Source organism: Nocardia sp. PLKS1-43, from assembly GCF_059510335.1.
This window is the reverse complement of record NZ_JCAJZQ010000001.1, coordinates 384,196-410,917: the sequence shown is the minus strand read 5'-3', so window position 1 is coordinate 410,917 and position 26,722 is coordinate 384,196. Positions and strand designations below refer to the sequence as shown.

The 26,722-nt window shown below is 68.9% G+C and carries 25 protein-coding genes and 1 pseudogene; 13 read left to right on the top strand and 13 right to left on the bottom strand.

The window, feature by feature from the left end:
- Positions 1 to 218 precede the first annotated feature (218 nt).
- Positions 219 to 908 carry a TetR/AcrR family transcriptional regulator gene (locus AC5WS7_RS01950; protein ID WP_495952583.1) on the bottom strand — a complete coding sequence of 230 codons (690 nt, stop codon included), beginning with the start codon at positions 906 to 908 and terminating at the stop codon, positions 219 to 221.
- A gap of 132 nt (positions 909 to 1,040) precedes the next feature.
- Here AC5WS7_RS01950 and AC5WS7_RS01945 point away from each other — a divergent pair, with 132 nt between their 5' ends.
- A complete protein-coding gene (locus AC5WS7_RS01945) occupies positions 1,041 to 1,487 on the top strand; it encodes a nitroreductase family deazaflavin-dependent oxidoreductase (protein WP_495952582.1) in 447 nt (148 codons plus the stop codon).
- Between the two features lie 195 nt (positions 1,488 to 1,682).
- On the opposite strand, the gene AC5WS7_RS01940 is transcribed toward AC5WS7_RS01945, so the two are convergent.
- On the bottom strand, positions 1,683 to 2,591 hold the full coding sequence (locus AC5WS7_RS01940; protein ID WP_495952581.1) for a LysR substrate-binding domain-containing protein: 909 nt from the start codon (positions 2,589 to 2,591) through the stop codon (positions 1,683 to 1,685).
- Positions 2,592 to 2,722: 131 nt separating this feature from the next.
- Between AC5WS7_RS01940 and AC5WS7_RS01935 the strand changes: the two genes are divergently transcribed.
- The 5 genes from AC5WS7_RS01935 (at position 2,723) to AC5WS7_RS01915 (ending at position 8,296) form a co-directional block, all read left to right on the top strand.
- The gene (locus tag AC5WS7_RS01935) at positions 2,723 to 3,751 is read left to right on the top strand and encodes an alpha/beta fold hydrolase (protein WP_495952580.1); all 1,029 of its coding nucleotides are present in this window, start codon (positions 2,723 to 2,725) and stop codon (positions 3,749 to 3,751) included.
- Between the two features lie 319 nt (positions 3,752 to 4,070).
- Positions 4,071 to 4,520: a MarR family winged helix-turn-helix transcriptional regulator gene (locus AC5WS7_RS01930; RefSeq protein WP_495952579.1), complete on the top strand. Its 450-nt coding sequence runs from the start codon at positions 4,071 to 4,073 to the stop codon at positions 4,518 to 4,520.
- Positions 4,517 to 6,211, top strand: coding sequence for an MFS transporter (locus AC5WS7_RS01925; protein ID WP_495952578.1), 1,695 nt, complete (start codon positions 4,517 to 4,519; stop codon positions 6,209 to 6,211). Before AC5WS7_RS01930 ends, AC5WS7_RS01925 begins: the two co-directional genes overlap by 4 nt.
- A gap of 79 nt (positions 6,212 to 6,290) precedes the next feature.
- Positions 6,291 to 7,298: an isopenicillin N synthase family dioxygenase gene (locus AC5WS7_RS01920; protein WP_495952577.1), complete on the top strand. Its 1,008-nt coding sequence runs from the start codon at positions 6,291 to 6,293 to the stop codon at positions 7,296 to 7,298.
- Between the two features lie 44 nt (positions 7,299 to 7,342).
- Complete coding sequence (locus tag AC5WS7_RS01915) at positions 7,343 to 8,296, top strand: LysR substrate-binding domain-containing protein (protein WP_495952576.1); 954 nt, start codon at positions 7,343 to 7,345, stop codon at positions 8,294 to 8,296.
- A 91-nt stretch (positions 8,297 to 8,387) separates the two neighbouring features.
- Here AC5WS7_RS01915 and AC5WS7_RS01910 read toward each other — a convergent pair whose 3' ends face one another.
- Positions 8,388 to 8,963: a cupin domain-containing protein gene (locus AC5WS7_RS01910; protein ID WP_495952575.1), complete on the bottom strand. Its 576-nt coding sequence runs from the start codon at positions 8,961 to 8,963 to the stop codon at positions 8,388 to 8,390.
- Positions 8,964 to 9,141: 178 nt separating this feature from the next.
- Between AC5WS7_RS01910 and AC5WS7_RS01905 the strand changes: the two genes are divergently transcribed.
- On the top strand, positions 9,142 to 10,053 hold the full coding sequence (locus AC5WS7_RS01905; RefSeq protein WP_495952574.1) for a sigma-70 family RNA polymerase sigma factor: 912 nt from the start codon (positions 9,142 to 9,144) through the stop codon (positions 10,051 to 10,053).
- Between the two features lie 196 nt (positions 10,054 to 10,249).
- Here AC5WS7_RS01905 and AC5WS7_RS01900 read toward each other — a convergent pair whose 3' ends face one another.
- Positions 10,250 to 10,819 (bottom strand): TIGR03086 family metal-binding protein, encoded by a 570-nt coding sequence (locus AC5WS7_RS01900; protein WP_495952573.1) that lies wholly within the window; start codon positions 10,817 to 10,819, stop codon positions 10,250 to 10,252.
- Positions 10,820 to 10,882: 63 nt separating this feature from the next.
- Here AC5WS7_RS01900 and AC5WS7_RS01895 point away from each other — a divergent pair, with 63 nt between their 5' ends.
- A complete protein-coding gene (locus AC5WS7_RS01895; protein ID WP_495952572.1) occupies positions 10,883 to 11,626 on the top strand; it encodes an AraC family transcriptional regulator in 744 nt (247 codons plus the stop codon).
- Between the two features lie 243 nt (positions 11,627 to 11,869).
- Here AC5WS7_RS01895 and AC5WS7_RS01890 read toward each other — a convergent pair whose 3' ends face one another.
- Positions 11,870 to 13,147, bottom strand: a complete 1,278-nt coding sequence (locus AC5WS7_RS01890; protein ID WP_495952571.1) for an oxygenase MpaB family protein — start codon at positions 13,145 to 13,147, stop codon at positions 11,870 to 11,872.
- 248 nt (positions 13,148 to 13,395) lie between these two features.
- Here AC5WS7_RS01890 and AC5WS7_RS01885 point away from each other — a divergent pair, with 248 nt between their 5' ends.
- Both AC5WS7_RS01885 and AC5WS7_RS01880 read left to right on the top strand, forming a co-directional pair.
- Positions 13,396 to 13,662 (top strand): hypothetical protein, encoded by a 267-nt coding sequence (locus tag AC5WS7_RS01885; protein ID WP_495952570.1) that lies wholly within the window; start codon positions 13,396 to 13,398, stop codon positions 13,660 to 13,662.
- Between the two features lie 75 nt (positions 13,663 to 13,737).
- Positions 13,738 to 14,418, top strand: coding sequence for a phosphate signaling complex PhoU family protein (locus AC5WS7_RS01880; protein WP_495952569.1), 681 nt, complete (start codon positions 13,738 to 13,740; stop codon positions 14,416 to 14,418).
- Between the two features lie 259 nt (positions 14,419 to 14,677).
- On the opposite strand, the gene AC5WS7_RS01875 is transcribed toward AC5WS7_RS01880, so the two are convergent.
- On the bottom strand, positions 14,678 to 15,211 hold the full coding sequence (locus AC5WS7_RS01875) for a multicopper oxidase domain-containing protein (protein WP_495952568.1): 534 nt from the start codon (positions 15,209 to 15,211) through the stop codon (positions 14,678 to 14,680).
- A gap of 248 nt (positions 15,212 to 15,459) precedes the next feature.
- On the opposite strand from AC5WS7_RS01875, the gene AC5WS7_RS01870 reads away from it, so the two are divergent.
- Both AC5WS7_RS01870 and AC5WS7_RS01865 read left to right on the top strand, forming a co-directional pair.
- Positions 15,460 to 16,128, top strand: coding sequence for a TetR/AcrR family transcriptional regulator (locus tag AC5WS7_RS01870; protein ID WP_495952567.1), 669 nt, complete (start codon positions 15,460 to 15,462; stop codon positions 16,126 to 16,128).
- Between the two features lie 20 nt (positions 16,129 to 16,148).
- Positions 16,149 to 16,655 (top strand): annotated as a pseudogene (locus tag AC5WS7_RS01865) (dihydrofolate reductase family protein); the annotation flags it as partial.
- Between the two features lie 57 nt (positions 16,656 to 16,712).
- Here AC5WS7_RS01865 and AC5WS7_RS01860 read toward each other — a convergent pair.
- The 7 genes from AC5WS7_RS01860 to AC5WS7_RS01830 all read right to left on the bottom strand — a co-directional run bounded on the left by AC5WS7_RS01860 (position 16,713) and on the right by AC5WS7_RS01830 (position 23,815).
- A complete protein-coding gene (locus AC5WS7_RS01860) occupies positions 16,713 to 17,090 on the bottom strand; it encodes a hypothetical protein (protein ID WP_495952566.1) in 378 nt (125 codons plus the stop codon).
- A gap of 151 nt (positions 17,091 to 17,241) precedes the next feature.
- Positions 17,242 to 17,436 carry a hypothetical protein gene (locus AC5WS7_RS01855; protein ID WP_495952565.1) on the bottom strand — a complete coding sequence of 65 codons (195 nt, stop codon included), beginning with the start codon at positions 17,434 to 17,436 and terminating at the stop codon, positions 17,242 to 17,244.
- Complete coding sequence (locus AC5WS7_RS01850; protein ID WP_495952564.1) at positions 17,433 to 18,854, bottom strand: amidase; 1,422 nt, start codon at positions 18,852 to 18,854, stop codon at positions 17,433 to 17,435. Before AC5WS7_RS01850 ends, AC5WS7_RS01855 begins: the two co-directional genes overlap by 4 nt.
- Complete coding sequence (locus AC5WS7_RS01845; protein WP_495952563.1) at positions 18,851 to 19,591, bottom strand: GntR family transcriptional regulator; 741 nt, start codon at positions 19,589 to 19,591, stop codon at positions 18,851 to 18,853. Before AC5WS7_RS01845 ends, AC5WS7_RS01850 begins: the two co-directional genes overlap by 4 nt.
- A 157-nt stretch (positions 19,592 to 19,748) precedes the next feature.
- A complete protein-coding gene (locus AC5WS7_RS01840; protein WP_495952562.1) occupies positions 19,749 to 21,404 on the bottom strand; it encodes a purine-cytosine permease family protein in 1,656 nt (551 codons plus the stop codon).
- 376 nt (positions 21,405 to 21,780) lie between these two features.
- Complete coding sequence (locus AC5WS7_RS01835; RefSeq protein ID WP_495952561.1) at positions 21,781 to 22,503, bottom strand: nucleotidyltransferase domain-containing protein; 723 nt, start codon at positions 22,501 to 22,503, stop codon at positions 21,781 to 21,783.
- Positions 22,504 to 23,092: 589 nt separating this feature from the next.
- On the bottom strand, positions 23,093 to 23,815 hold the full coding sequence (locus AC5WS7_RS01830; protein ID WP_495952560.1) for a hypothetical protein: 723 nt from the start codon (positions 23,813 to 23,815) through the stop codon (positions 23,093 to 23,095).
- A 223-nt stretch (positions 23,816 to 24,038) separates the two neighbouring features.
- Here AC5WS7_RS01830 and AC5WS7_RS01825 point away from each other — a divergent pair, with 223 nt between their 5' ends.
- Positions 24,039 to 26,423 (top strand): enoyl-CoA hydratase-related protein, encoded by a 2,385-nt coding sequence (locus AC5WS7_RS01825; protein WP_495952559.1) that lies wholly within the window; start codon positions 24,039 to 24,041, stop codon positions 26,421 to 26,423.
- The last annotated feature ends 299 nt before the right edge of the window (positions 26,424 to 26,722 follow it).

Here is a 26,722-nt window from a genome sequence, read left to right as displayed (position 1 = left end):
TCCATATGGGTGCCGACCTCGATTCGGTCATGGCCGCGCGGTCGTGCCGGCGGCCTCCGGAGCAGAGGAAACCCTACCGAGGGTGAGACATTCGTTGCGAGCGAGCGGAATAGCCATTCAGCCGCCGGTTCAGCGCGAGCCTTGAAACTACGAGCCCAACCTACTTCCTCGAGCTGCCGCATGTCGAGAGGTGCCGCGCGGCAACGCATTCCGGAAGGTCAGTGGCGCAGGCCGACCAGGTCTGCCATGGTCTCGACCGAATAGTCGAAGAACGCTTCGGCGGGATCGACGCTGCCGACGTATTGGCCGGTCAGCTCGAAGCTGACGACTCCGAACAGCTGGGTCCAGGCGATGACCGCCCGTGCCAGGATCGGCTCCGGGACCCCGGGCGTGAGCTGCTCGGCGATCACCGCGAGCTGTGCACTCAACGCCGGGCCGAGTTCGTCGGCGGGAGTCGCGAGAGTGCCGCTCCCCCAAGCTCTTCCGACGATACCGAGCACTGCGAGGGGAATTCGCGAACCGGGGGCGATGGTGGCCTCGGGAGCTTTGTAGCCGGGTACCGGTGAGCCGTAGAGCAGCGCGTACTCGTGCGGATGCGCGATAGCCCAGCGCCGCACCGCCGTTGCCGCGGCACGCCACTGCGCACGCGGGGCCGTGGCCGCGGCGACGGCCTCGTCGACTTCGTCGCCCAGGGCGGTGTACGCCTCGACGATCAACGTGGTGAGCAGATCGTCCCGGCTCGGGAAGTAGCGGTAGAGCGCCGAGGAAGCCATGCCGAGCTCCCGGGCGACGGCACGCAGGGACAGCGCGGCGGCCCCGGATTCGGCGAGTTGGCGGCGCGCGGCATCCGCGATCTCGCGGGTGATCTCGGCTCGGGCTCGGGCTCGGGCGGTTCTGGGCACGCTCATGCAGACAGTATGGCACGTCTCGGAGCGCTGAAATGTTTCGAGAGCACCGCTCTTGACTCATTGCGCCGAAACGCGCACACTGTTCACAGACAGAGAGCACCGCTCTCGATTTGAACTTTCGGAGGAACCCCCATGGACGCCACCACCCGCTACATCGGCCCGTCCGGCCTGGACCCGATCATGAACCGCTTCTTCAACCTGCTGCCCAAGCTCGGCATCAGCCTCGCCGGTTCCCGCCTGCTGGCCGTGCGCGGCCGCAAGAGCGGCCAATGGCGCACCACCCTGGTCAATGTCCTCACCGCCGCCGACGGCCGCCGTTACCTGGTGGCCCCACGCGGCCACACTCAGTGGGTCCGCAACCTGCGCGCCGCCGGCACCGGCGAACTCCGTCTGGGCCGCAAGTCCGAGGCCTTCACCGCCACCGAGGTCCCCGACGCCGACAAGATCCCGGTGCTGCGCGAATACCTCGATCGCTGGGGCTGGGAGGTCGGGCGCTTCTTCGAGGGCGTCACCAAAGATGCCACCGACGCCGAATTGGCCGAGATCGCACCAGGTTTCCCGGTTTTCGCACTCTCCTGATTCCCGCACGCGGCGAGCGCCCAGGTGAGTCATCGGGGTCCACGCCGAGGGGGAAGAAGAGGGGTGCCCCGGTATCGCGGGCGGTGACCTGTCGCCGCAGGAGCGGCCCTGCTGCCGCTGCGGCACCCGGAGACCACCGGAACATGTTGCGGGCCACCATAATCGGCGCACCGTGCACACGTTTCCCTGTGCGGATCAACCTCCCCCGCTCGTGCGGGCGCGAGCAGCGGCAGCCAGCAGGGTATCGGCCAAACGTGTTGTGGCGGGGGTCATCTGGCCGGCCGGAGGCGAGGCGAGGTAGACCCGCCACAGGACGGGGTCGACAAGGTCGATCTGGCGCAGAGCCGGGAAGCGGCGGGCCTCGGACGGCGGCATGAACGCGGTGCCGAGGCCGTTGGCGACCAGTTCGGCGATGGCGGCGTATCCGGCGGGGACCTCGTACCGGGTGTGCGAGCGGGCTCCGGCGGCGTGGAAGGCCTCGTCCATCAGCCGGCGCAGGCCGAATTCGGGAGGGAAGCCGACGAGTTCCTCTTCGGCGAGTCCGGCCACGTCGACGCGGGCGCGGTCGGCGAGGGGATGGTCGCCGCGGCATACGAAGACCATCGGTTCCTCGAAGAGCAGTCGCAGATCCAGTTGCGGCGGAAAGCGATTGGGCATGGAGACCAGAGCCAGATCCAGCGACCCCTCGACCAGGGCGGACAGATAGGCCGAGGCGCCCGCCTGGCTCAGCCGCAACCGCAGGCGCACAAACGGGTGCGCGCGGTGGAATTCGCCGAGCGCGCCGGCCACATCCAGCGGCCCGTAGGAGATCAGCGATCCGAAATCCACTGTGCCGGACAATGTCCCATGAAATTCGACGACCGATTCGGCCGCGGCGCGGGTCGCCCGCACGATCTCGTAGGCGTGCACCCGGAACCGCTCCCCCGCCGCGGTGAGCCGGATCTGCTGACGCGTGCGGTCGAACAATCGCACACCCAGCTCACGTTCGAGCTTCGCGATCGAGGCCGACAGCGCCGACTGGACCACATGGGCGCGCTCGGTGGCGCGCGAGAAACTCATCTCCTCCGCGACCGCGAGGAAGTGCTCGACCTGCCGTAACTCCATCCCTCGAGCCTATCAATTTCAGTGATGAGTCGGATCTGAAGCAATCGTTGGACTCGATGACTCTGCGCGGGTGTGATGGATCTCAGCAGCGCCGACCACGACGCACGCACGATTCGGAAGGAAGATCGACCGTGACCGGTTTCAGCCGAAGGGATTTCGCCCGTTTCACCACCGCCGCGGCGGGCACGGCCGCCCTGGCCGCCTGCGGATCCCCCGCCCGGCAGCACACCGGCACGCCTCCGGCCGCGCCGCAGCACGCGCTCGGGCCGATCAAGCAGGTGAACGCGGGAGTGCTGGATATCGGTTACGCCGAGGCGGGTCCCGCCAACGGGACGCCGGTGATCCTGCTGCACGGCTGGCCCTACGACATCCACGCCTACGCCGATGTCTCGGCGATCCTGGCCGCGCAGGGTATGCGGGTGATCGTCCCGTATCTGCGCGGTTTCGGCTCCACCCGCTTGCTGTCGAAGGACATCGTCCGCAACGGCCAGCAGGCCGCGGTCGCCCGGGACGTCATCGCGCTGATGGACGCGCTGAAGATTCCGTCCGCGATCCTGGGCGGCTACGACTGGGGCGCGCGGACCGCCGATATCGTGGCCGCGCTGTGGCCGCAGCGCTGCTCGGCCCTGGTGGCGGTCAGCGGTTACCTCATCACCGACGTCGCCGCCAACGCCCAGCCGCTGCCGCCGAAGGCCGAATACGGCTGGTGGTACCAGTACTATTTCAGCACCGAGCGCGGCGCACTCGGATACCGCCGGTACACCAAGGACTTCAACCGGCAGATCTGGCAGATCGCCTCGCCCGCATGGCATTTCGACGAGGCGACCTACGATCTGTCCGCCGCCGCCTTCGACAACCCGGACCACGTCGACATCGTGGTGCACAACTACCGCTGGCGCCTGGGCCTGGCTCCCGGCGAGCCGCAGTACGACGACGATGAGCGCCGCCTGGCCGCCAAACCGGTCATCACGGTCCCCACCATCACGATCAGCAGCGATTTCGACGGTCCCGCGAAGAGCGGCGCCGGATACCGCGCCCTGTTCACCGGGCCCTACGACCACCGCGTCCTGGACGGTATCGGACACAACGTCCCGCAGGAAGCGCCACGCGAATTCGCCACGGCCGTAACCGATGTCGCCAGAATGAGCGTCCACCGCTGACCGCACCGTCCGCAAGGCCTCCGCGGCCGGGTGATCGCGTCACCCCGTTCTGCGCGGCAGCGCACGACAGCTCACGCCGATCGATGCGCGGCGGCCGCAATCGATCCGGTCGACACGGACGCGGTGCGCTGACCGAACCCCGGCCGGCAGGGGCTCGGCCCGCAGGCTCCCCGCTCCGTTCTTCGAGGCAGCGCGTCCGCCCCGAACAACGCCAATTCGACTTGGCTGTAACCGGTGTCGCGGTGGACGCGCACCCGCAATCAGGGACTTCGCCGGAATATTTCATCACTCCAGGTTGATAAGTCTATTGTTACTATCCATGGATGAGGATGCCGGGAACGGCGCGGAGCTGTGCGGTACGGCCGCTCGGCTGCGGATCGCGGTCGGGCGGATCACCCGGCGGCTGCGGCAGGGGCACGCTTCGGGTGAGCTGACGCTTTCCGAGGCGTCGGTACTGGCCCGGCTGGACGGGCAGGGGCCCGCGACACCGGGCGCGCTGGCCGAGCTGGAACGGGTGCGGCCGCAGGCCATGGGCACGACCCTGGCCGCCCTCGAGGAGCGCGGACTGGTCACTCGCCGCCCCGACGCCGAGGACGGCCGTCGGGTGGTGATGTCGCTGACGACCACCGGTCGCGGCCTCCTGGACGACCGCCGCTCCGAATCCACCCGGCGCATCAGCCAGGCGCTCACCGCGGAGTTCACCGCGGCCGAACGCCGCCGGCTGCTCGATGCGGTACCGCTGCTGGAGAGGCTGGCCGAAAGTCTATGAGCACCACCGAATTACAGCGCCCCGCCGTCGGCGGCCGGTACAAATGGGTGGCGTTGTCGAACACCACCCTCGGCGTGCTCATCGCCTCGCTGGACGCCTCGATCGTGATCATCTCGCTGCCCGCGATCTTCCGCGGCATCGGCCTGGATCCGCTGGCCCCGGGCAATATCGGCTATCTGCTCTGGATGATCCTGGGCTATCTGCTGGTCTCGGCCGTCATGGTGGTCACGCTCGGCCGGTTCGGCGACATGTTCGGCCGCGTGCGCATCTACAACGCGGGTTTCGTGGTCTTCTCCGCCGCGTCGCTGGCCCTGTCGATCGACCCGATGCACGGGTCCGGCGGCGCGATGTGGCTGATCGGGTGGCGGATGGTGCAGGCCTTCGGCGGCGCGATGCTGACCGGTAATTCCGCGGCCATCCTGACCGACGCCTTCCCGGCCCGGCAACGCGGAATGGCGTTGGGCGTCAACCAGATCACGGCGCTGGCGGGTCAGTTCCTGGGCCTGCTGGCCGGTGGGGTGCTCGCCGCGATCGACTGGCACGCGGTGTTCTGGGTCAGCGTCCCGGTCGGCATCCTCGGCACGGTGTGGTCCTATCGCAGTCTGCGCGAGATCGGCGCGCGCCAGCCTGCCCGGGTGGACTGGGCCGGTACCGCGACGTTCACCGTCGGCACCAGCGTCATCCTCGCCGCGATCACCTACGGCATCCAGCCCTACGGGCGACACGCCACCGGCTGGAGCAATCCCTGGGTGATCGGGGCATTGGCGGGCGGGGTGCTGCTGCTCGCCGCGTTCTGTGTGATCGAGACCAGGGTCGCGCACCCCATGTTCCAGCTCGGGTTGTTCCGGATTCGCGCCTTCGCGGCGGGAAACCTTGCCGCCCTGCTGGTTTCGATCGCCCGCGGCGGCCTGCAATTCATGCTGATCATCTGGTTGCAGGGGATCTGGCTGCCGCTGCACGGATACTCCTACGAATCCACCCCGCTGTGGGCCGGCATCTACATGCTGCCGCTGACCGCCGGATTCCTGATCGCGGGACCGCTGTGCGGCTATCTGTCCGATCGGTACGGAGCACGATTGTTCGCCACGGTCGGACTGCTCATCGTGGCCGCCTCGTTCCTCGGGTTGATGGCGTTGCCGGTGGTGTTCCCGTACCCGCTGTTCGCGCTGCTGATACTGGCCAGCGGATTCGGCCAGGGCATGTTCTCCGCGCCGAACACCTCCTCGATCATGAGCAGCGTGCCCGCCGGACGACGCGGTGTCGCCTCGGGAATGCGTGCCACCCTGCAGAATTCGGGTACCGCGCTGTCGATCGGGGTGTTCTTCTCCCTGATGATCAGCGGCCTGGCCTCCGGCCTGCCGCACGCGCTGTCCAGCGGACTGCAAACGCACGGGGTGTCCCCGGCGACCGCCGATCGCCTCGCCTCGCTCCCGCCGGTCAGCAGCCTGTTCTCGGCATTCCTCGGCAACAACCCGATCGCCCACCTGCTCGGCCCCGACGTGCTGAACAGCCTGCCGCCCGCGAATGCGGACGCGCTGACCGGTACGACGTTCTTCCCGCAGCTGCTGTCCGGGCCGTTCCATCACGGTCTGGTGATCGTGTTCACCACCGCCGCGATCATGGCGCTGGTCAGCGCCCTGGCCTCACTGCTGCGCGGGCGCCCGCCCGCGACACCGCACACCGCCGAGTGACCTGAAGACTTTCTTCAACCGTGTGCGCGAGGCCCGGCGGGCGGGTGCGCGAGCCGCGCGGATCGGCCACAGTGGGCCTATGCTCCCCGTTCTCGATCTGGCCGACGCCGACACCGCGGAGTTCCGCGCGGCGCTGCTCGCCGCGACCCATGAGACCGGATTCTTCTACCTGACCGGCCACGGGGTGCCGCGGCGGCAGATCGATGACCTGCTCGCGATCGCGCGTCGCTTCTTCGCACTTCCGCAGGAGGCGAAACAGGAGATCAGCCAGTTGCGCAGCCCGCAGTTCCGCGGATATTCGCGCCTCGGCGGCGAACTCACCAACGGCTCGGTGGATTGGCGTGAACAGGTCGATATCGGTCCCGAACGTCCGGTAATCCCCGGCGCGCAGGGTTACCTGCGGTTGCAGGGACCGAATCTGTGGCCCGCTGCGCTGCCGGAGTTCCGTGTGGCACTCGAGGATTGGGATGCCACGCTGGCCGCGGTCGGACGTCGGCTGCTGCGGCACTGGGCCGTCGCGCTGGGCGCCGAGGAGGATCTGTTCGACGCGGCGTTCGCCGATCGCCCGGCCACGCTGATCAAGGTCGTGCGTTATCCGGGCAATGCGGACAATCCGCAGGGGGTCGGCGCGCACAAGGATTCCGGCGTGCTGACGCTGCTGCTGGTCGAACCGGACTCCCGGGGCCTGCAGGTGGAACTCGAACCCGGTCGCTGGCTCGACGTCCCGCCCCTGCCGGGCGCGTTCATCGTCAACATCGGCGAACTGCTCGAGGTCGCGACGAACGGATATCTGCGCGCGACCAGGCATCGGGTGCTCGCGCCGGAACCGGGCACGGACCGCATCTCGATTCCGTACTTCCTCAATCCGGGCCTGGACGCGCGGATCCCGATCGTGGACCTGCCGCCGGAGCTGGCCGTCCATGCCCGCGGCGTGGAAGCCGATCCGGACAACCCCATCTTCGACAGCTACGGCGAGAACGCCTGGAAATCCCGCACCCGCGCACATCCGGACGTGGCCGCGTTGCACCACGGCATCACACCGGCAGGTCCCGCCGTGGCCTACCGGGACCGGAAATCCTCGCGCTGATCGCAACGATGGGCACGCCGACGCCGGCGTCGTAGCGTGAGCCCATGTTCGACGTCCGCCGCCTGCGCGTGCTCGACGAGGTGGTTCGCCGCGGCTCGCTCAGTGCCGCGGCGGCCGCCCTCAGTTACACCACTTCGGCTATCTCGCAACAGGTCTCGGCACTCGAACGCGAACTCGGCGTGCCCCTGCTGGTGCGCGGCCCGACCGGTGCGCGCCCGACTCCGGCCGGAACCGAACTGCTCGCGCACGCCGGGACGATCCTGGGCGCGGTCGGCGCGGCGGAGCGAGCGGTCGCCGCTTTCGCGCCGGGCGGGTCGGGCGCGGTGCGAGTGGCCTCGTTCGGCGGTGCGACGACGATGATCCTGTCCCGGGCGGCGATGCGCTTGCGCGCCGAATTCCCCGATGTGCCGGTGGAATTCGTCACCGCCGATCCCGACGACGGCGTCGCGCTGATCAGCGACGGCAAGGCCGATCTGGCGCTGATCACCCAGGTCCCCGGAGAGCGTCCGCGATATCCGCACGTTGTCTCGATGCCGGTGTACGACGAGGAGTTCTACGTAGTACTCCCGCGGCGGCACCGGTATGCCGGGGCAGCGGACGTGCCACTCACCGCGCTGGCCCGGGAGCGGTGGATCATCAGCTCCGCCACCGGCCGTTGTACCGACACCCGCGTCTTCCGCGGCGCGTGCCGGCGTGCCGGATTCGTGCCCACGGTCACCTTCCGAGCCGAGGACCACCCGACCGTGCAGGGCATGGTCGCAGCGGGTATGGGAGTCTCGCTCGTGCCCTGCCTGGCCGCCTCGGGCTCCCATGCCGATGTGGCGGTACGACGCGTCGCCGGAACCCGTCCGGCCCGGCGCATCGGCTTGGCGATCACCGCGACCCCCGAACCCCGTTCCGCACTCGCCGCATTCGTCGGCCTGATCCGCACGGAGGGCGAGCGTCTGCGCGAAACTGTTCCCGCGCAACAAGTCCGGGCATACCATGTCGCGCAGTGAGGTCGCCGGGCGCTGGCGGCGTTCGACGAGCACGGTGAACCTCGATCGTCGCACCGCGCCGGTGAGCAGCACCCACAGCATCGCCGAACATCTATGCGGAATCCCCCGCCTGCGCCGGGGTCTGCCGAAAGACGTTGCTGGACAAGAAGTCCGCCCGATGCTCCGACGCATTCGGTAGCGCCCGGGTATCGCTGCCGCGGGCCTGCCGCCAGACCGGGCTGTCCACGAAGTGGTTGTCGAATCTGTCCTGGGTGGCGAGGATTTCGGCCGGATCGGCCAGGCCTCGGCGGATCCGGTCGCCGAGCCGGAAGTAGTCGAAACGTTCGATGCCCGGTGTGAAGATCACCAGGACATCGGCGGCCGAATCGTCCGGGGCCGCCCACGCGTGCGTCATTCCGGCGGGTACGAGCAGGAAGTCGCCCTCGGCGATATCGAGGACCTGCTGTCCGGCCAGTACCCGCAGTCGCCCGCCGAGCATGAAGAACAGTTCCGCAGAGGTGGTGTGGAAGTGCGGCGGCGGACCGTCCGTGCCCGCGGGGAGGTGGGCGCGGTTGCCGCTCAGCACACCACCGGTCGTGTCGTGGTCCGCGTACAGCCGCACCCCCATGGTGTCCAGGGTTTCGGCCTCGTCGTGGCGGACCAGCAACGCGCGCTCGTTCGGGTCCATCGGTATCTCCCGTCCTGCGGCCGGGAGCCGTTCTCCCGGATCGCCACCACAGAGCCGGCACGCGCCCGATGCGTGACATCATCGGAGGGAATGTGACGTGCGACACAATCGCCGACTTCGCGTCACACGCCGCACCGCGCGGACCTCTGCGGTAGGGACGGACAAGGAGAGGAATGCCGTGACGTACCGAGCACCGCACCGGGCCGACGACGAGGTGACCGAACGCTTCCTGAACTATCGCGAACTGCTGTTCTCGGTGGTCTACAACATGCTGGGCAGCGTCGCGGACACCGAGGACGTGCTGCAGGAGGTGTGGCTCGCGTGGGCGGCCCGGCACCGCGACCCGGCCGCGCCGCCGATCGGCAACCCGCGCGCATACCTGGTGCGCGCCGCGGCGAATCAGGCGCTCGCACGCCGGGTGGAGGTGAGCCGCCGCCGCGAGACCTATGTCGGCCCGTGGCTGCCCGAGCCGATCGTGACCGATGAGCATGATGCCGCCGACGCCCTCGTGCACAAGGAATCGCTGTCCACCGCGGTCCTGGTCGTCCTGGAGTCACTCAGCCCGCTCGAGCGCGCGGTCTTCGTCCTGCACGACGTATTCGGCTTCCCGCACAACGAGATCGGCGAGATCCTGGGCCGTTCCCCCGCGGCCGTGCGGCAGGCCGCGGCCCGCGCCCGCCGCCATCTGCACAGCCCCGGCCCCCGGCACCCCGCCGATCCGCGGTTGCGCGCACAGGTCACCGAGCGTTTCGCCGACGCGGTCCTCGGCGGTGATCTCCCGGCCTTGCTGGAAGTACTCGCACCCGATGTCACGCTGTGGACCGACAGCGGCGGCCGCGGTCCGGCGCACAGCCTGCGACCCGTCCACGGCCGCGAGGCGGTGGCGGCGATCTTCGCGGCCGTGGCCGCCGACCTGCCATCCGGCGAGGTGGACATCCGGTACCGCTGGGTCGCGGGTGATCCCTGCGCCCTGGTCTTCTCCGGTGACAGCCCGCTCGCGGCGGTCGTGGTCGAACCCGATGCCGGAGGCGACCGGATCGCCGCGATCTACTCGATCACCAACCCGGACAAACTCACCGGAATCCGCTGAGCCCCAACGCTTTCTCATCGTGTATCGACTCCGGATCGATGCGCGTGATCTGGTCACCCGGTACCAGCGACCACGCGGTGCCGAGTTCCCCACACCAGCGTGCCGGAATGTCTTCCGGCACGCTGAAGCTGTTGTCCCGCAACACTTCCGATCGGATACACCAGCCGTGCCCGGCCGAGGAGCACCGGTCGCCGGACTACGCCCAGGCGGGATCACGGCCGGTCAGGCCGAGGATGCGGTCCAAGGTGGGCGCGCCGGCCGGCACCGCGACCTCCGGTCCGTACAGGCCCATCTCCCGCCCCTGCCGCACCCCGGCGGACATCGTGCCGTGCAGATGCGCCAGCAGGTCGGCGGGCAGTTCCAGCCGTTGCCCGGTCGCGACCGCCAGGTCCCAGCCGTGCACGGCCAGCTCGCCGACGATCATGTCGCCCATGACGGGCGCGGGCAGCGTGTGCGGCGTGCCCATGGTCGTCTCGCCCTCCCATGCGCTCGGCGGCGCCCACGCGGAGGTGATGTCGTCCAGCAGGGCGAGCAGGCGTCCGCGCCAGTCGCCGGCCGCCAGGTCGAGATCGGACTCGGCCGCCGCCGGCTTCGGAACGGACTCCTTGCGGCCGCCGCCGGCGAGCGACGGGCCCCAGAACAGTAGGTGGTTGACCAGTGCCCGCACGTCGTACTCCGCACACGGAGTCTTGTTGGCGAGCTGGTCGTCGGTGATGCTGCGGGCGACCGCGGCCATGGCCTCGGCCGCGTTGGACAAATGTGACATGGCAGTGACGCTAGGCGCCGCGGGCCGCGGGGTATTGAACAAAGGCGACATACACTTCGCGGTGTGGGACGGGATGTTCGGGAGCTGCGAGGTGCGTGGACCAGATATCAGCGCCACGCGTTCCACGGCCCGTCGCCGGCGCTCGCGCCATGGGTGGAGCGGTACTGGGAAGCTCGCTGGGACTACGCCGAGCCCTACCGGCAGAAGATCGTGCCGTACCCGAATGTGCACTTGTCGTTCGGCGGCGGCCGCGCGGACGTCAACGGGGTGTGCAGCGGCTACCGGATGAAGGTTCTCCAGGGCCGCGGCCACGTCTTCGGCGTCACGTTCCGGCCGGGTTGCTTCCGCCCGTTTCTCGGCGCCTCGGTCTCGACCATCACCGACCGCGTCGTCCCGGCGACCGAGGTGTTCGGCATGGACCTGCCCGCGACGCTCGACGTGCCGACCGTGGACGCGTTCCTGCTCGAACACCTGCCCGACGACGACCCCCGGGTGCGGCAGGCGGCGGCCGCGGTCGAGCTGATCGCCGGGGACAAGTCCATGACCAGGGTCGAATGCCTCTCCGGCGAGCTGGGACTGAGCGTGCGGGGGCTGCAACGGCTGTTCGCGGAGTACGTCGGCATCGGACCCAAGTGGGTGATCCGCCGCTACCGCCTGCACGAGGTGACCGCACGCATGGCCACCGGCGGGGCGATCGACTGGGCCGCGCTGGCGGCGGACCTCGGCTACGCCGACCAAGGCCACTTCATCCGCGACTTCAAGAGCATGTTCGGCGAGCCGCCGACCTGGTATGCGCAGCGATATTAGAGCCGATGTGCACGCCGCGCTCCCGTGGGGCGGATGCGCGGGCAGCGGCATCGGCCGCGAACTCGGCCGCAGCGGCATCGAGGCGGACACCCAGTGCTCGAAGGCCAATTTGCCGGCCGAGGGATGTAATGCGTTGTGGCGCGGGTCGCCCGCGGTCAGCTCGCCGTCCCGGCGGCCTGGCCGTTCCGCGCTTCGATGATGTCCGTGGCGCTCATGATCGCTTTCGCTGGTGCAGAGCGGGATTCATCGCCGCAGCGCGCCGCCGGCGTCGAATTTCGCCTCGCGGCCCCGCATCTGGGCCCGGTACCAGTTCTCCCGGTGCCACAGCATGAGCTTCTCGTGCTGTCGGGCGAACGCCGGACTGCACCGGCGGGCCAACTCCATGGCGGTGATCAGCGGGAATCGCGCGATCGGGATGGCGATCCACGGAAATGCCGGTGGCATACGGTATTTGCGGCGAGTACCCGGAGCCATGTACATCGCCGAATACACCGAATTGATCCGGAAGTTGTACATCTCGCGCAGCCGGGTCGATCCGCGATGCCCGTCGCGGGGCGCGAAGGCGGACGGATAGGACTCGATCAACTCGGCGCCGTGCTGCCCGGCATCGTAGGAACGCGAGGCGATCGTCATGGCCAGCACCCGCAGCGAGTCGAGCACCGTTTCGGGGTACCAGGACACCCGGACGCCCAGCAGATAGCCCATGTACTTCTGAAAGTGCAGCAGCGCACGGATTTCCGAGGGCGTGGTCTGATATCCCAACGCCCACAACCCGAGTCCGGGCGTGACGCTGCCGCCGAGCAGGGTCAGCAGCTGATAGGTCTGACTGATCGGCAGGCCCCACTTGTCGATATGCCATTCGGGGTGTTCGGCGACCCGGGCGCGCACCGAGACGTGCATGATGCGCACCTTCAGCGCCGTCGCCCGGCCCTGGGCGCCGAGGGTGAGCAGCCCGCCCGGCTCGGAAACATCCATCCAGAACCGGCAGGTCTCCAGGAACCGGCGCAGTGCGCTGTCACCGGCGTAACCACCGGCCAGCGACAGCGGCGTGGCGACGGCGGCTTCGGTGTACATCTCCAGGGTTTCGGCCCCGGCGAAGCTGAAAAGCATTGTGCCCCAGCGCCGCCAGATCGCCGCGCCCTGTTCGACCAGTTCCGGCCGCACCCACTCCGGTACGGTCTCGAATTCGGCGAACAGCGCACGCATGGCCTCGGGTGCGTCGGGCACGGTGGCGATTCCGGTGCGCAGCGCCCGGTCGAGCATTTCGCGCCCGCGGTCGGCGCCGGTCTCGCCGTGCATGACCTCCGCGACGAAACGTTCGGCGACCGGGTCGCCGCTGAACAGGTCCGCGCACAACGCCCGCGCCTGTTCGTCGGTCGGGAACAGCGCCTTGCCGGTGACCGCGGTGAAAATGCGTTCGAGCCGCCGCACGCCCGGGTTGCGTCGCGCCTCCCAGTAGCGGAAGGCGCTCGGGCAGCGCGTCGGCTCACCGGCCCGCGCGGTCCGGGTCTGCACCGTCATCGGGTTCTCCTCGGATTCATTCGCATATCGATCACCTTGTGCCGCTTGTTGATTCCCTGATCTCTTGCACCGAGAAATGCGATCCACGCCGCAATCGCCGACCGTACTTTATAGTACGTACGGACGGTACACCAGAGTATGTACTGGAGAGCCGCTCGGCGAATACCGGCTGGTCGATGAACCGAACACCGGATGAACTCGATGATGCCGCACGCCGCGATCGGTTTCGGGGTCTATGGTGGTCCGTTATGGCGACCAGAGATGTCACGGTGACAGTGACCGTGGACAGCTTCGAATGGGATTCGCTCTGCGACGCGGCGGTATGCGCCGGGATGAGCGTGCCGGACTACCTTGCCTGGAACGTCCGCAAGATCGCGCAGCGGTCCCGCCCCAAGGGCGCTGCGCTGTCCGGGCGGCGCGGCGGGCTCGGCGAGGAGGCCGGGGAGACCGCGGCGTGGACCGAAACCTTTTCGCAGCGGCTACACGATCGAGCCGAACAGTTCCGCAACGACTGAACCACAGGCGAATACGAAACGCGCTATTGCCCGGGGTGGTGACACGCGGCGGACCCGCATGCGATTGAATCGGGTATGCGCGGTGACTACCACGAGAACCTGCGGCAGCTGGCACAGCTGCAGAACCTGATCTGCCTTCGGGATCGGGCCGCGATCGCCGATGCGACACAGGCCCTGGTGACAGCGGATATCGAACTGGCCGAGGCCGCGATCGATACCGCCGCCGGCGTCGACAGCATGGCGCAGGAGGCCGAACAGGAAGCGATCCGGTTGCTGGCGCTGCAGGCGCCCGTGGCCAGTGAGTTGCGGCAGGTCGTGACCGCCATCCAGCTGACCGGGAATCTCCAGCGGATGGGTGCGCTGGCCGGTCACGTCGCGGTCAGCGCGCGGCGCCGCCATCCGGACTTCGTCGTCGCGGATCCGGTGCGGCCGTTGATCATTCGCATGGGTGAGGCGGCGGTCACCATCGCCACCAGCGCCGCCGGGGTGCTGGAATCGGGCAACCCCGAGTCCGCGGCCACCCTGGACGCCCAGGACGACGCCATGGACCACCTGCACGAGGAATTGCTGGGTATGGTCCTGAGTCCCGGCTGGCATTACGGCGTCACCGCCGCCGTCGACCTCACCCTCCTGGGCCGCTATTACGAACGTTTCGCGGACAACGCCGTGGAGGTGGGCAGGCGCACGATCTTCCTGGCCACCGGCGAAACTGCCGAAACCTGGACACCTTCGGAGTCGGAGCCGGATTCGCAGTAGTGGCAACCGGTTCCGGTCCGCGACGACAATCCGGGCGCACCGACTCGGCACACAGCTCGATCCGGGACGATGCGAATCCGCCGCTCGCAGTAGGTAATTCGTGAAGGCCGCGCGGCGACGAGCGGCATAGCGGCGACGGGCCCGGTTCGATCGGCTGCCCTGTCGGCGGCGAACTGAAATCGCGTGCGTCGCCGCGGAACAGCGGTCGGCAGAACCTCATCGGCCGAGACGCGCAGACCTGTCGCGCTGTCCCCGGCCGTCATCCGCGCACCGTCCGGTAGCGCAACATCATTTCGCGGTCCTCATGGTCGAGCAGGTGACAGTGCCAGACGTAGCCCCGCAGCTCGCCGGGCATGGGATGGGTTGCGGCCATGGTGTTTCCGGCGATCGGCACGGGGCTTGCGGGGAAGCTCGCGTCCGGGTCGAAGCCGAGTTTCTCGGCGGTGGGCGCCGGCGGCGTCCACTTCGTCCCGACGGGCGGCTGCGGGTTGGCCGCTTGATAGCGCAGGCTCTGCTGCCCGTCGGCGGTGAACAGCTTCTCCTGCAACACCATCGGGACCTCGAACTCGCCCGCGGGCAGCCCGAGCGGATCGCCGGGCGCACCGGTGTCGAATCCGTCGCGCAGCAGGACCATCCCGGCCAGTCCGGCATGGACGTTGGCGCGGGTGATTCCCATCGCGTGGTCGTGATACCAGAGGTTCGTCGCGTACTGGCGCAGCGGAAAGCGGTGCGTGAGCGTCTGGCCCGGGAGGACCAGCCGTTCGGGGTGTCCGTCGCTGTCCGGCGGAGTCACACCGCCGTGCAGGTGGAACGAACACGGCGGGCTGGTCCGGGTACCGCTCGGCGACTCCTTGCACGCTGGTGTCCAGATCCGCCGCGAAGGGGTGCGTGTCGATCCGATTGCCGAACCGGACGGTCAGGGGCTCGTCCACCCGGTGTTCGATGGTGGGCCCAGATGGGACCCGTGAATTCGGCACCTGCACCTGCGGCGCGAGCCGTTCCCGCGACGGCCCGCCCGATCGCTGACCTAGCATCGAAGACGTGAGCGCAGCAGATCATCCCCCGGAACCGAACGCCGGGACCGAACCGGAATCCGGTGCGCGACCGCGACGATCGAAGAAGGCACAGGCCCAGCGTAGCGGTCGCAGCCGCAGCCCGCGCCTGTCCTACGACGACTGGGTCGACGGCGCGCTGGCCCTGCTGGCCCGAGAAGGCGTGTCCGCCATCAAGATTCCCCGGCTGTGCAGTGAACTCGGCGTCACCAAGGGCAGCTTCTACTGGCATTTCGACGATATCCAGCAGCTCATGACGGCGATGGCCGACCGCTGGAGCGCGGTGCAGAGCGATGCCGTGCGCGCGCTGGGCGCCCTCGATTCGATCCCCGTCGAGCAGCGCATCGAGCAGATGGCCTCACTGCTGGTCGATCCGAGCACCTGGATCGTGGAGGCCACGGTGCGCGAATGGGCGCGCAACGACGCCAAGGTGGCCGGCGCGGTGCAGGCGCTGGAACGCAAGGTCTTCGACATCGTCGAGCAGACCATGCTGGAACTCGGTTTCGACACCGCCCAGGCCCGGCTGCGCGCGGGCGCGATGGTCTATCTGGGTATCGGCCTGATCCATGGCCGCGACAGCCTGCCGATTCCCACCGCCCAGGAAGCGCAGGCGGTCATCGATCTGCTCACCACTCCGGCACGGACGCCGGAGAAGTGAGGTAGCGGTGGGTCACGCACTGGCCGAACCGCACCGAACCGGGCGGCAGGTACGGGCTGGACGATTACTGCGCTCGCGACTTCCACAACAACATCGGCGCGGAGATCATGGGGCGCAACAAATTCGGCCCGCAGCGCGGCCCGTAGGAGAACTACGACTGGCAGGGCTGGTGGGGCGAGGAACCCCCGTTCCACACACCGGTTTTCGTGCTCACCCACCATGTGCGGCCCTCGTTCACGCTGGGCGAGACCACATTCCACTTCCTCGACGCATCGCCGAAAGAAGCGCTGGCACAGGCGTTCGCCGCGGCCGGGGGCAAGGATGTGCGCATCGGCGGCGGAGTGGCCACCGTGCGGGAATTTCTCGACGCCGATCTCATCGATCAGATGCACATCGCGGTGGGACCGATCGAGATCGGCCGCGGCGAGCGGCTGTGGGCGAGCCCCGAGGAACTCACCGACCGCTTCCACCTGGAGCGGATCCCCAGCCCGAGCGGTATGGTGCACCACTTCTTCTGGCGGCGCTGACGGGTGCGGGCCGCCGCCGGTCCACGCCGACGACGGCCCGCCTCGGCACGCCGGGTCTCACATGGCGCTGCCGGTGGACAAGCCGCCGCCGTATCCGAACGGCGCGAACATGCCACCGTACGGGTACGGGGAGAACATGCCGCCGCCCCACTGATTCCAGCCGCCCCACTCGTTCCAACCCCAGCCGTGACCCCACCCGTGATGACCCCAGCCCGGACGCCCCCAGCCGGGGTAACCCCAGCCCCGGTGCACCGGATCGGCAGACGGAACCGCGGGTGCGGCGGCCGCGGGGGCCTGGGTCACGGGCACACCGGCGGCGGGGGCGGCGAACGCCGGCGCGGCCGCGACCGTGACCGGTGTCGCGACGATGACGAGCGCGACGGCCGCACGCGACAGCGTGCGCCGCGCACCCACCGGGACGAGATTTCGAGACATGCGAACTCCTTACGTGCACAACGTATTCGGATCCGCGATCGCCCAGATCAGGTCTCGCAACCGCCGGATCCACCTCTTACCGCCATTTAATGTACCGTCATTTAACGGCGCATTCAACAGTCTGCAGAGGAGGAGTTCGGCCCTTCCGAACTCAGCTCGCCCAGTCCGCGATCCGCGACGCGGCCCGGAAGTGCAGCGCCGGGGCCGCGTACCGCGCCTCCGGCACCGCGTAGAGGGCGTCCACCGCGGCACGCTGATCGGCGTAACCCGCTGCGTAGGAGACGATTTCGGCCTCGGACGCGGGCAGTTGCGCCGCGTCGAGCAGGGTTTTCATGATCTCGTTCACGCTGCTGCTCCTTCGGTGGCGAGTCGGGGTGCCCGCAGATGCCACTGCGTGGCCTGCTGGAATACGTCGGCGACGCGGAGGATCTCCGCCTCGCCGAAGGCCGGTCCGGCCAGTTGCATCGACAGCGGCAGGCCGGCTGCGGTGAAACCCATCGGCACGGCCAGCACGGGGTTGCCGACCGAATCCCAGTACGGGGTGTGGATCAGGCTGAACAGCGCGCCGACATCGGTCTGGCCGTCCGGACCGGTGATCGATTCGAAAGTGGGCGCACCGACCGCCGCGGTCGGGCACACGACCACGTCCACATCGTCGAACAGCGCACCCACCGCGTCCTGGGCTACGCTGCGGACCCGTTGCGCCTGAACGTAATCCGCGCCCGACACCTGCGCGCCGATCGCCAGCATCGCCCGCGTCGCGAGGAAGTAATCGTCCCACCGGCGCGCCAGATCGGTGCGGTGGTAGGCAAGCGCCTCGCACCCCATCGTGATCATGTCCGCGGTGATCATCTCCTGCCGATAGGGCAGTACCACTTCCCGCACGTCGGCGCCGGCTCGCACCAGAACGTCCACGGCCGCATCGAAAGTCGTCGTCAGCGCTGGATCGCCGTGCTCGGGGAAGTGCCCCTCACGCACCACCCCGATCCGCACGCCGCTCAGATCCCCGGCCCATTCGGGCACGGCGAACGGCGCCTCGACGCAGTCCGGATCGCTGGGGTGCGCACCCGCGATCACCCCGAGCATGGTGGCGCAGTCCCGTGCGCTGCGGGCCAGCGGCCCGATATGGTCGAGGCTGTAACCCAGTGGCACACAACCGGATTTGGGCACCCGCCCGAAGGTCGGCATCAATCCGCTGACACCGCAGAACGCGGCGGGGATCCGGATGCTGCCCGCGGTGTCGGTGCCGATCCCGGCCAGGAACATCCCGGTCGCGACGCCGATCCCGGTGCCCGAACTGGACCCGCCCGGCCACGTCGCCGGGTCCCACGGATTTCGCGGGACCGGAAAGGGTTTGGTGGTGTCGGGCATACCGCAGGCGAATTCCATCGTGGTGGTCTTGCCGGTCAGCACCGCACCGGCCGCCTTCAGCCGCGCGACGACCGGCGCGTCCTTGCCCGCGCCCCACGCCCGGTCCAGAACCAGGCTCTGCGCCGTCGTAGGCCCCTCGGCCATGGCGAGAATATCCTTGACACCCACCGGGATTCCGTGCAGCGGTCCGCGGTCACGCCCGGCGGCGAGGTCGGCGTCCGCCTCGGCGGCCCGCTCGAGGGCGTACTCGTCGAACCGGGTCAGATACGCGCCCACGGTGCCGTCGAACTCATCGGCAGCGGCGATCGCGGCGCGGGTCAGGGCGACCGAGGTCGTGGTTCGGGCGCGCAATGCCGCGGCCGCGTCGGTCAGGGTGAGTGGTAGGTCGGTCATCTCAGTTCCCTACTGCTGGCGCGCGAAACGAATCGGAATCGTTCCCCGCGGGTGTGGATGAAGGCGACGTCGAACGGGCGGCCGTCGAGGTCGTAGATGATCTGTTCCATCGAGATCAGGGGCGTCCCCTCGCGCACGCCCAGCGCCGCCGCCAGCGGCGCGTCGGCCGGTTCGCAGTCGATCACGAATTCCGAATCCGACAGCGCCACACCGGCATCGGCGAGAAGCTGATACCAGTCGGAGACGAACGGTGTGTCCCGCAGCGCGATCGCCTCGGGGCAGCGCACGTAATTCGTCGCCAGGGCCAGCGGCTCGTCCTCGTGCAGCGCGAGGTACTCGAGCCGCAGACACGGTGTGCCCGGCGCGATTTCGAGCCGTTCGGCGATGGCGCCCGGGGCCGGGACCATCGACCGATCCAGCACGCGCGGGCGCATCCGGTGGTTGAACATGCTGCCCATGGCGGGCTTCATGACACCGTGCGCCTCCGGGAGCGACGTGGTCACCGGTTCCAGCACAGCGTGCGTGCCGATTCCCTGCGTCCGTTCGATCAGCCCCTCGGTGCGCAGCAGCGCCAGCGCGGCCCGCACGGTCGCCCGCGACACCCGGTACGCGGTCATCAGCTCGATCTCACTCGGCAGCTGCCCGCGCTCGTACCCACCGCCACGCACCGTGGCTCGCAATATGTCCCGCAGCCGACGCACATCGTGGGCCCGCTGCCCTCCGGCCGCAGTCCGCATACCCCGGGACGGTAAGCAACCGCCGTTGCCGAGCGATCTCCCCTCTGTCACCGGGGTGTTACAGGTATGCACGATCATCTCCGCACCCCTCCGGCAACCGCGGCCGGCCGCTCATGCCGCCACCGCCGCTGCCCGGCTGACCGCCTCCTGGGCCCCGTCATCGCGCCACCTCCAATTCGGGTTGTGCGGTATTTGCGACCGCTGGCATGCCCAGGGGCACAGCACCTTTCGGTGGCCGCCAGGCGTTGGGTTTGCAGGCGTCCCGGCAGGCGCCCTCGGTCGAGCAGCACAGTGAGCACACGGTGCCGCCGTGGAACGGACAGGTGGCCATGTCGACCGCGTCGTAGCTGCCCGCGCACACCGAGCACGCAAGTTCGCCGTCGTGCTCGGGCAACTCGGACATCCGCGCGATGTACCAGCGGCCCTTGGTCGCCCAGGCGATCAGCGGCGGAAGTACCAGTGCCAGAACCAATGCCACGAACGGTGACAGGGCCGCGGCCGTGGACCCGAACGCGCCGTAGTAGGCGATCATCGACACCGCGCCCGCGATCACCATGGATCCGAAGCCGACCGGGTTCACGTTGTACAGATGCGCGCGGTGGAAGACCAATTGCGGCGGAACGAGTTTCAGCCAGCGCTTGTTGATCACCAGATCCGCGACCATGGCCGCGATCCAGGCGATGCCGATGTTGGAGTACCAGGCCAGCACCTCGACGATGTGGTCGAAGATGCCGATCTCCATCAGTACCAGTGACAGACCGACCTGCAGGAAGACCCAGGCCGCGCGGCCCGGATGCCGATGCAGCAGCCGGGAGAAGAAGTTCGACCACGACAGCGAACCCGAGTACGTGTTCATGATGTTGATCTTGATCTGGGACAGCAGCACCAGAGTTCCCGCCAGGATCAGCGCGCTGGTGTGATTCCCGGTGACCCGCTCGTACACGGTGGTGAACAGATCGACCGGCACGCCGACCTGTCCCGGGCTCAGCGTGGTCGAGGCGTAGCCGACCAGCAGTGTGGAGGCGAAGAAGATTCCCATCGCGAACAGCGCGAATCCCGGTCCGCCGAACAACACCGCCAGTCGCCAGCGGGCCCGCCCGCCGCGCTGCGGATCGGGCATCAGCCGCAGATAGTCGCCCTGCTCCCCGACCTGCGCGGCCAGCGACAATTGCGCGGCGGCGATGGCGAAGATCGCCAGTACCGACATCCCGGCCACACCGGCCGGGCCCACGCTGGCCGGATGCACCATATGCGTTCCGGCATCCGGCGCGGTGGCCGCGCTGCCCAGGGCGAGCCCGATCAGCGCGATCCACAGCGGCCAGGTCCACGCCTGGAATTTGGCGCTGAACGACATGCCGTAGAGGGTCAGCGGAATCATCACCACCGCCACCGCGACATAGGACAGGTGGATGTCCAGCCCGGTCAGCGCCGTCACCGCCTGGGCCATGATCGCGCCCTCGTAGGCGAGGAAGATGAGAGTGTAGGTCGCGTAGACCAGTGAGGTCACCGTCGAGCCCAGATATCCGAAACCCGAACCGCGCGTAAGTAAGTCGATATCGATATGACCCCGGGCGATGGCGAACGCGATCACGATCGTCAGTGGCACGGTCACCACCGCGGCCAGGCCGAAACCGATCAGAGCGTTGCCGAACCCGAACGAGTCGACGAACGCCGCGTCCAATGCGTAGCCGGCCATCGCGGATATCCCGACCAAACAGGACAGGAACACCATCCACGGTGACCATTTGCGGAATGCGGCCGGTGTGTACCGCAGGGAGTAGTCCTCCATTTTGGGGTTGTCGGTGAAGCCCATCGGTCGATCCCTTCGCTGTGCTGGATCGACCGTCCCAACCCCGTATTTCCACCCCGTATCCACTTCTGTTGCGCCTCGTTACGCCACCCGCGCCCCCGCCACTCCCCCACGGACCAGCATCTTTCCGAATTCCCCCGGCACTTACGCCGCGAACTCCCCCGATCCGCCGCCACAACCGGAACGAGCCAACGGATCCGGCGATTCACGAGACGGTTGCCGGCTACCGGCAGTGCGAACCTCCGGCAACGATGCGATGTCACCGATTACGCCGACCGCACACCGGATGTGCTGCATGCCTGGACTGATCGTTTCCGCGATCCGGTCCCGCCCGCGCGGCCCCCACGAGGCAGCAGACAGGCACTGGGTGAAGCCCTGTTCAGACCGGGCCGTTCGCACGAAAGCCCTCGAACAGCCGCCCACCAACCCGGTCCAGCACCTGGGTGACCACACTCTGCATCGGAGCGATGTCGCCGAGCGCGACCATGCGCATTCCCTCGGCCAACCTCGGCCCGAAGGCCGTACCGCCGACCCGGTCGAAGTCCGCCAATTCACGGTGCAGCCATTTCCCGGCGCCGCTCCAGTGCCTGTTCGCGGCGAGCGACAGCTGAGCCGTCGCCTGCCACAGTGCGACCCCGATCGCGAGACGCTCGTCATCCTCCCGCGAACCCGCGAGATCATCGAGCAGATCGGTGACCGCGTAGCGCATGGCACGCAATTCGTTGTCGCTCAACGGGTCCGGGCCCGCCGACAGTTCTCGCACGCAATGCTCCCGCAGCCGCTCGCCGCTGCCGTCCGCATCCAGCAAGACGCGGGACTGCCCGATCAGTCGCGCTGTGACCGGACGCCGGGCGGCCCGCTCCGCCGCGCGGAAATACGCGATCGATTCCTCGGTCTGCACGAAAAGCTCGACCGGCCGACCGTTGTGCAACAGCGATTCGCGGTAGGGCGCGGGCGGGGCCGGGAGCAGGACGGTGATGTCCAGATCCGAAGTCGGCGTGGTGGTTCCGAGAGCGGTGCTGCCGCCGAGCCAGGCGGCACGGGCCTGCGGGAATCGGTCGAGCACCAGGCGGCGGGCGATATCGGAGGGGTCGATGCGCATCCGGCCATCGTGGCATCGAACGGAATCGGCGGTGGGACTGTCGGATTCACAGGGCCCGGGGGCCGGAGTCGGTGAATGGTCCCAGTGCTGCCGGTTCGCCTGGAATCGGCGGGCGGGGCACGTTACCGTGGCAGCGGGCGAGGCGAATGGGTGCAGAATTCGCCTCGCCCACTCGTAAATCGCTGTTGCCCTGACGATCTCGACGCTCGGCCGCGCTCAGCTCCCTCGCGCGGCCGACGCGTCGGCTCGTCCCGACGCGGCTACCCGCCTCTCACGCCGCCGGGCGCGACAGCGGCCGAGAAGCAGCCGGGGCGGTGTCACCCATCCACACCGCCCCGGTCTGCCACGCACACCGCTCCCCTCGGTGAGCGCGAGCGCGGCGAACAGCCCGTCGGAGCCGTGTCGCGGCGTGGGATCGTTCAGCGGATGTGTGCGTACCAGCGATCCGCTCGGCCGGCTCGTGGTCGACAGCATCGTCACCGCGACCGGTGGTGACAGCCGCAACATGTGGTTCCGGTCCGCGTCGGCACCGCGATCCAGGCCGACGAAACCGCGAACATGCCGGTGCCACAACCGTTTCGAGACACAGCTAGCTACCGGAGACCCCCGCCATCGTCTCGGCCGGGGTGAATTCGTGGGCGTTGCGGGGACAGGTGGTTCGGCCGAACAGGTAGGTGAGGTGCCGGGCGAGCACGGGCTGGCGGGCGGTGACCGCGAGGGTGTGCAGGCGGTGCGCGAGGCCGGTGAGCCCGGCGGGGGCGGCGGGGACGAGGTCCGTGTCGTCGGCGTCGTCGCTGAGCGAGTCGTCGTCCCAGCAGGTGAAGACGCCGTGCGTGCCGAGCACCACGAACATCACCGCCGAGCATTCGGGACATTTGATCTCGAATTCGCCGCCGAGCAGCCCGCCCAGTCTGCGCGACAATTCGGTCTCACCCTCGAAGGCGAGCATGCTGCGGACGCGATAGAGGAAGGCGTCCGGCTCGTGGTCCACATCGGCGGCCTTCTGCGCCAGATCCACCCGCACCCGATCCAGAAGCGCCGCGATATCCCGCGCATACCGCTCACGAACGGCCCCGGCGTGCGGATCGGCCCGCGCGAGCAGTTCCCCCGCGAGTTCGATCGCGCGCAGCCTGATCAGCGGGCGACCCCCGTCCGCCAGCGCGGCGAGTGCGGGCAGGGCCGCGCAGGCGTGCTCCCCGATGTGCCGGTAGTACAGCTCCTCGCGGAGCTTCGACCACACCCCCGAATCCGTGCCGTCGGTGGACAGGTCGGCAAGGAGGGCAACCGCTTGTGGGCGAAGGGGATTCGACACGCGTACATCCAACCAGTCGCAGCGCCCGGCGCGCCCCCCAGGATTGGATATTCACCCCCGCGCGAATCCGAAACGGGCCCCCTTACCTACCGGAGAGTCCCGATACGGTGTAAAACGGATGTCCAGAACAGTGTCCACGAGGTGCGGCTGCCGCCGCTCGCAGTGTGAGGCCCGTCCCGAGCGGGGATGACGCCTGCTGCCGGCCGGAAGGAGTGCCGCGATCATGCCCGACAACTCACCCGACTCGGTGACCCCTGACACGCCGGTGCTCGTCGGCGTGGGCCAGGCCTCCGAACGGCGCGGCGACATCGGCTATCGCGCCCTGTCCGCCGCCGATCTGGCCGCGGCCGCCGTGCGCGCCGCGCTGGCCGATACGACCGCCGATCCGGCCGCGCTCGCCGCCGCGCTCGACATCGTCGCGGCCGTGCGCGCATTCGACGATTCGAGCCCCTATGCCACCGCCGCGCTCGGCGCGCCCGACAACGTGCCGCGGGCCATCGCGCGGCGGATCGGCGCCGATCCCGCCCGGGCGATTCTCGGCCCGACCGGCGGACAGAGCCCGCAGCAGCTGCTCAACGAGCTGTGCGGACAGATCGCCGAGGGCCGGTGCGGCGCCGCGGTACTCGTCGGCGCGGAGACGATCTCGACCGTCCGGCATCTGGCGAGCCTGCCGCCCGCCGAACGCCCCGACTTCACCGAATCCGAGAGCGGCCCACTGGAGGACCGCGGCTACGGCATCCAGGGCATGACCCCGTTCTACGCGGTACGCCACCATCTGGTCGAACCGGCGGTCACCTACGCGATGCTGGAGAACGCCCGCCGCGCCCGCAGCGGGGCGTCCCGAGCGCAATACGCGCAGGCGATGGGCGAGCTGTTCAGCCGGTTCAGCGCGATCGCCGCGACCAATCCGCATGCGGCGGCACCGATCGAACGCGACGCCGCCGAACTGACGCGCGTGGACGAGCGCAACCGCCTGATCACCGATATCTACCCGCGTTTCATGGTCGCCCGCGACCAGGTCAACCAGGCCGCCGCGGTCCTGGTCACCTCCACCGCTATCGCCGACCGGCTCGGGATTCCGCAATCGCGGCGAGTCTACCTGCATGGATACGCCGACCTCGCCGAACGGGATGTGCTGGTACGTCCCGATCTGGATCGCAGCCCGGCCGCCGTCGCGGCGGTGCGGCACGCACTGGACATGGCCGCGATCGGCCTCGACGAGCTGACCACCCTGGACCTGTACAGCTGCTTCCCGATCGCGGTGTTCAACCTGTGCGACGGCCTGGGCCTGGATCCGGCCGATCCGCGTGGACTCACCGTCACCGGCGGATTGCCGTTCTTCGGCGGTCCCGGTAACAACTACACCACCCACGCCATCGCCGAAACCGTTGCGCGACTGCGCGATCGGCCCGGCAGTTACGGCCTGGTGTCCGCGAACGGCGGTGTGCTGAGCAAACATTCGACGGGCGTCTACTCCACCACGCCGGTCCCCTGGCGCGTGCGGCCCACCACGGCGCTGCAGGCCGAACTGAACGACGCGCCGAGCGTGCGGGTCGCCTATCACCCGGACGGCTGGGGGACGATCGAAAGTTTCGTTCTCCGTTACGGTTCCGGCGGAACCCCACGCGCCACAGTGGTGGGTCGGCTGGACGACGGCCGCCGCTTCCTCGCCACGCCCGTGGATCAGCAGACCACCGGCATGCTGACCGATGCCGAACAGCCGATCGGGCACCGGGTGTTCGTTCGCTCCGGCGTTGCGGGCAACCATGTCGCGGCCGGCCGCGAGGCGATGGATATCGCACTGGCACAAGGCGATCCAGCCGTACGGCCGGAATACGGCGCCGTCTCGGTCACCACCTCCGGACATGTGCTCGAGGTGACGATCGACCGGGCCGAGCACGGCAACACTCTCGACAGCGACACCTACCGCGAACTCGGCGAAATTCTCACCGCCTTCGCCCACGACGACGACCTGTGGGTCGCGGTACTCACCGGCGCGGGAAACGAGGCGTTCTCGCTCGGCGCGGACCTGCGCGGCATCCGCTCACCACTGCAACTGATGCTCCAGCCGCACAACGGATTCGACGCCTCGCCGCTGGACGCGACACCGGCCAAACCGGTGATCGCCGCGATCAACGGCCGCGCGGACGGCGACGGCCTGGCCCTCGCGCTGGCCTGCCATCTCAGCGTCGCGGACGAGACCGCGACCTTCGCCGTCCCGGATACCGCCCTGGGCATGCCGCCGGGCACCGGAATCCTGCTGCGGCTACCGCATCTGGTCGGCCGTGCGCTCGCCTACGACATGATCCTGACCGGACGCCGCATCGACAGCGCCGAGGCACTCGCGGCCGGTCTGATCACCCGCACCGCACCGCAGGGCAAGGCCCTGGACCTGGCCCGGGAGATGGCCGCGGATATCGTGGCCCGCTCCCCCGTCGCGACCCGCGCGGCACTGACCTTCCTGGCCCGCACCGAAACCCTGCCCGATACCGAAACCACCGCACCGCACACCGCCGTCCTGGCCGACGCACTCGTCGCGCACCGCGATCCGGTCGAGGGAATGTCCGCGTATCACGAAGGGCGAGAACCGCAGTGGCGCAACAGATGATCGTTCCGCCGACGCCCGCCGACCGATGACCGGCCGGCGGGCCGAAGCGCGGCCCGCACCGTGTCACCACCCTCGGCGCACAACGGCCCGTCACGACTGAGCAGCACCCGGATTGCCACAAGGTTGCCACCTTGCCGATCCGCGCGCGAACACCGGGGGCGAGATCAGTTGTCCCCCATCGTCACTATGACACTCGGCACATCCGGATCGACTGCGCGACCGCTGACCGGGGTCCACTCCACTCCCCCCACCAGCACGAAGATCGGACAGCCTGTTCGATTCGTCCTTATTGCTTACTC

Coding starts and splice junctions, on each gene's coding strand:
- AC5WS7_RS01850 (WP_495952564.1), bottom strand. CDS start 18,854: ATGACCGACCTACCACTCACCCTGACCGACGCGGCCGCGGCATTGCGC.
- AC5WS7_RS01860 (WP_495952566.1), bottom strand. CDS start 17,090: ATGTCTCGAAATCTCGTCCCGGTGGGTGCGCGGCGCACGCTGTCGCGT.
- AC5WS7_RS01910 (WP_495952575.1), bottom strand. CDS start 8,963: ATGGACCCGAACGAGCGCGCGTTGCTGGTCCGCCACGACGAGGCCGAA.
- AC5WS7_RS01920 (WP_495952577.1), top strand. CDS start 6,291: ATGCTCCCCGTTCTCGATCTGGCCGACGCCGACACCGCGGAGTTCCGC.
- AC5WS7_RS01915 (WP_495952576.1), top strand. CDS start 7,343: ATGTTCGACGTCCGCCGCCTGCGCGTGCTCGACGAGGTGGTTCGCCGC.
- AC5WS7_RS01890 (WP_495952571.1), bottom strand. CDS start 13,147: ATGACGGTGCAGACCCGGACCGCGCGGGCCGGTGAGCCGACGCGCTGC.
- AC5WS7_RS01880 (WP_495952569.1), top strand. CDS start 13,738: ATGCGCGGTGACTACCACGAGAACCTGCGGCAGCTGGCACAGCTGCAG.
- AC5WS7_RS01945 (WP_495952582.1), top strand. CDS start 1,041: ATGGACGCCACCACCCGCTACATCGGCCCGTCCGGCCTGGACCCGATC.
- AC5WS7_RS01840 (WP_495952562.1), bottom strand. CDS start 21,404: ATGGGCTTCACCGACAACCCCAAAATGGAGGACTACTCCCTGCGGTAC.
- AC5WS7_RS01930 (WP_495952579.1), top strand. CDS start 4,071: ATGGATGAGGATGCCGGGAACGGCGCGGAGCTGTGCGGTACGGCCGCT.
- AC5WS7_RS01845 (WP_495952563.1), bottom strand. CDS start 19,591: ATGCGGACTGCGGCCGGAGGGCAGCGGGCCCACGATGTGCGTCGGCTG.
- AC5WS7_RS01940 (WP_495952581.1), bottom strand. CDS start 2,591: ATGGAGTTACGGCAGGTCGAGCACTTCCTCGCGGTCGCGGAGGAGATG.
- AC5WS7_RS01900 (WP_495952573.1), bottom strand. CDS start 10,819: ATGTCACATTTGTCCAACGCGGCCGAGGCCATGGCCGCGGTCGCCCGC.
- AC5WS7_RS01885 (WP_495952570.1), top strand. CDS start 13,396: ATGGCGACCAGAGATGTCACGGTGACAGTGACCGTGGACAGCTTCGAA.
- AC5WS7_RS01835 (WP_495952561.1), bottom strand. CDS start 22,503: ATGCGCATCGACCCCTCCGATATCGCCCGCCGCCTGGTGCTCGACCGA.
- AC5WS7_RS01925 (WP_495952578.1), top strand. CDS start 4,517: ATGAGCACCACCGAATTACAGCGCCCCGCCGTCGGCGGCCGGTACAAA.
- AC5WS7_RS01950 (WP_495952583.1), bottom strand. CDS start 908: ATGAGCGTGCCCAGAACCGCCCGAGCCCGAGCCCGAGCCGAGATCACC.
- AC5WS7_RS01825 (WP_495952559.1), top strand. CDS start 24,039: ATGCCCGACAACTCACCCGACTCGGTGACCCCTGACACGCCGGTGCTC.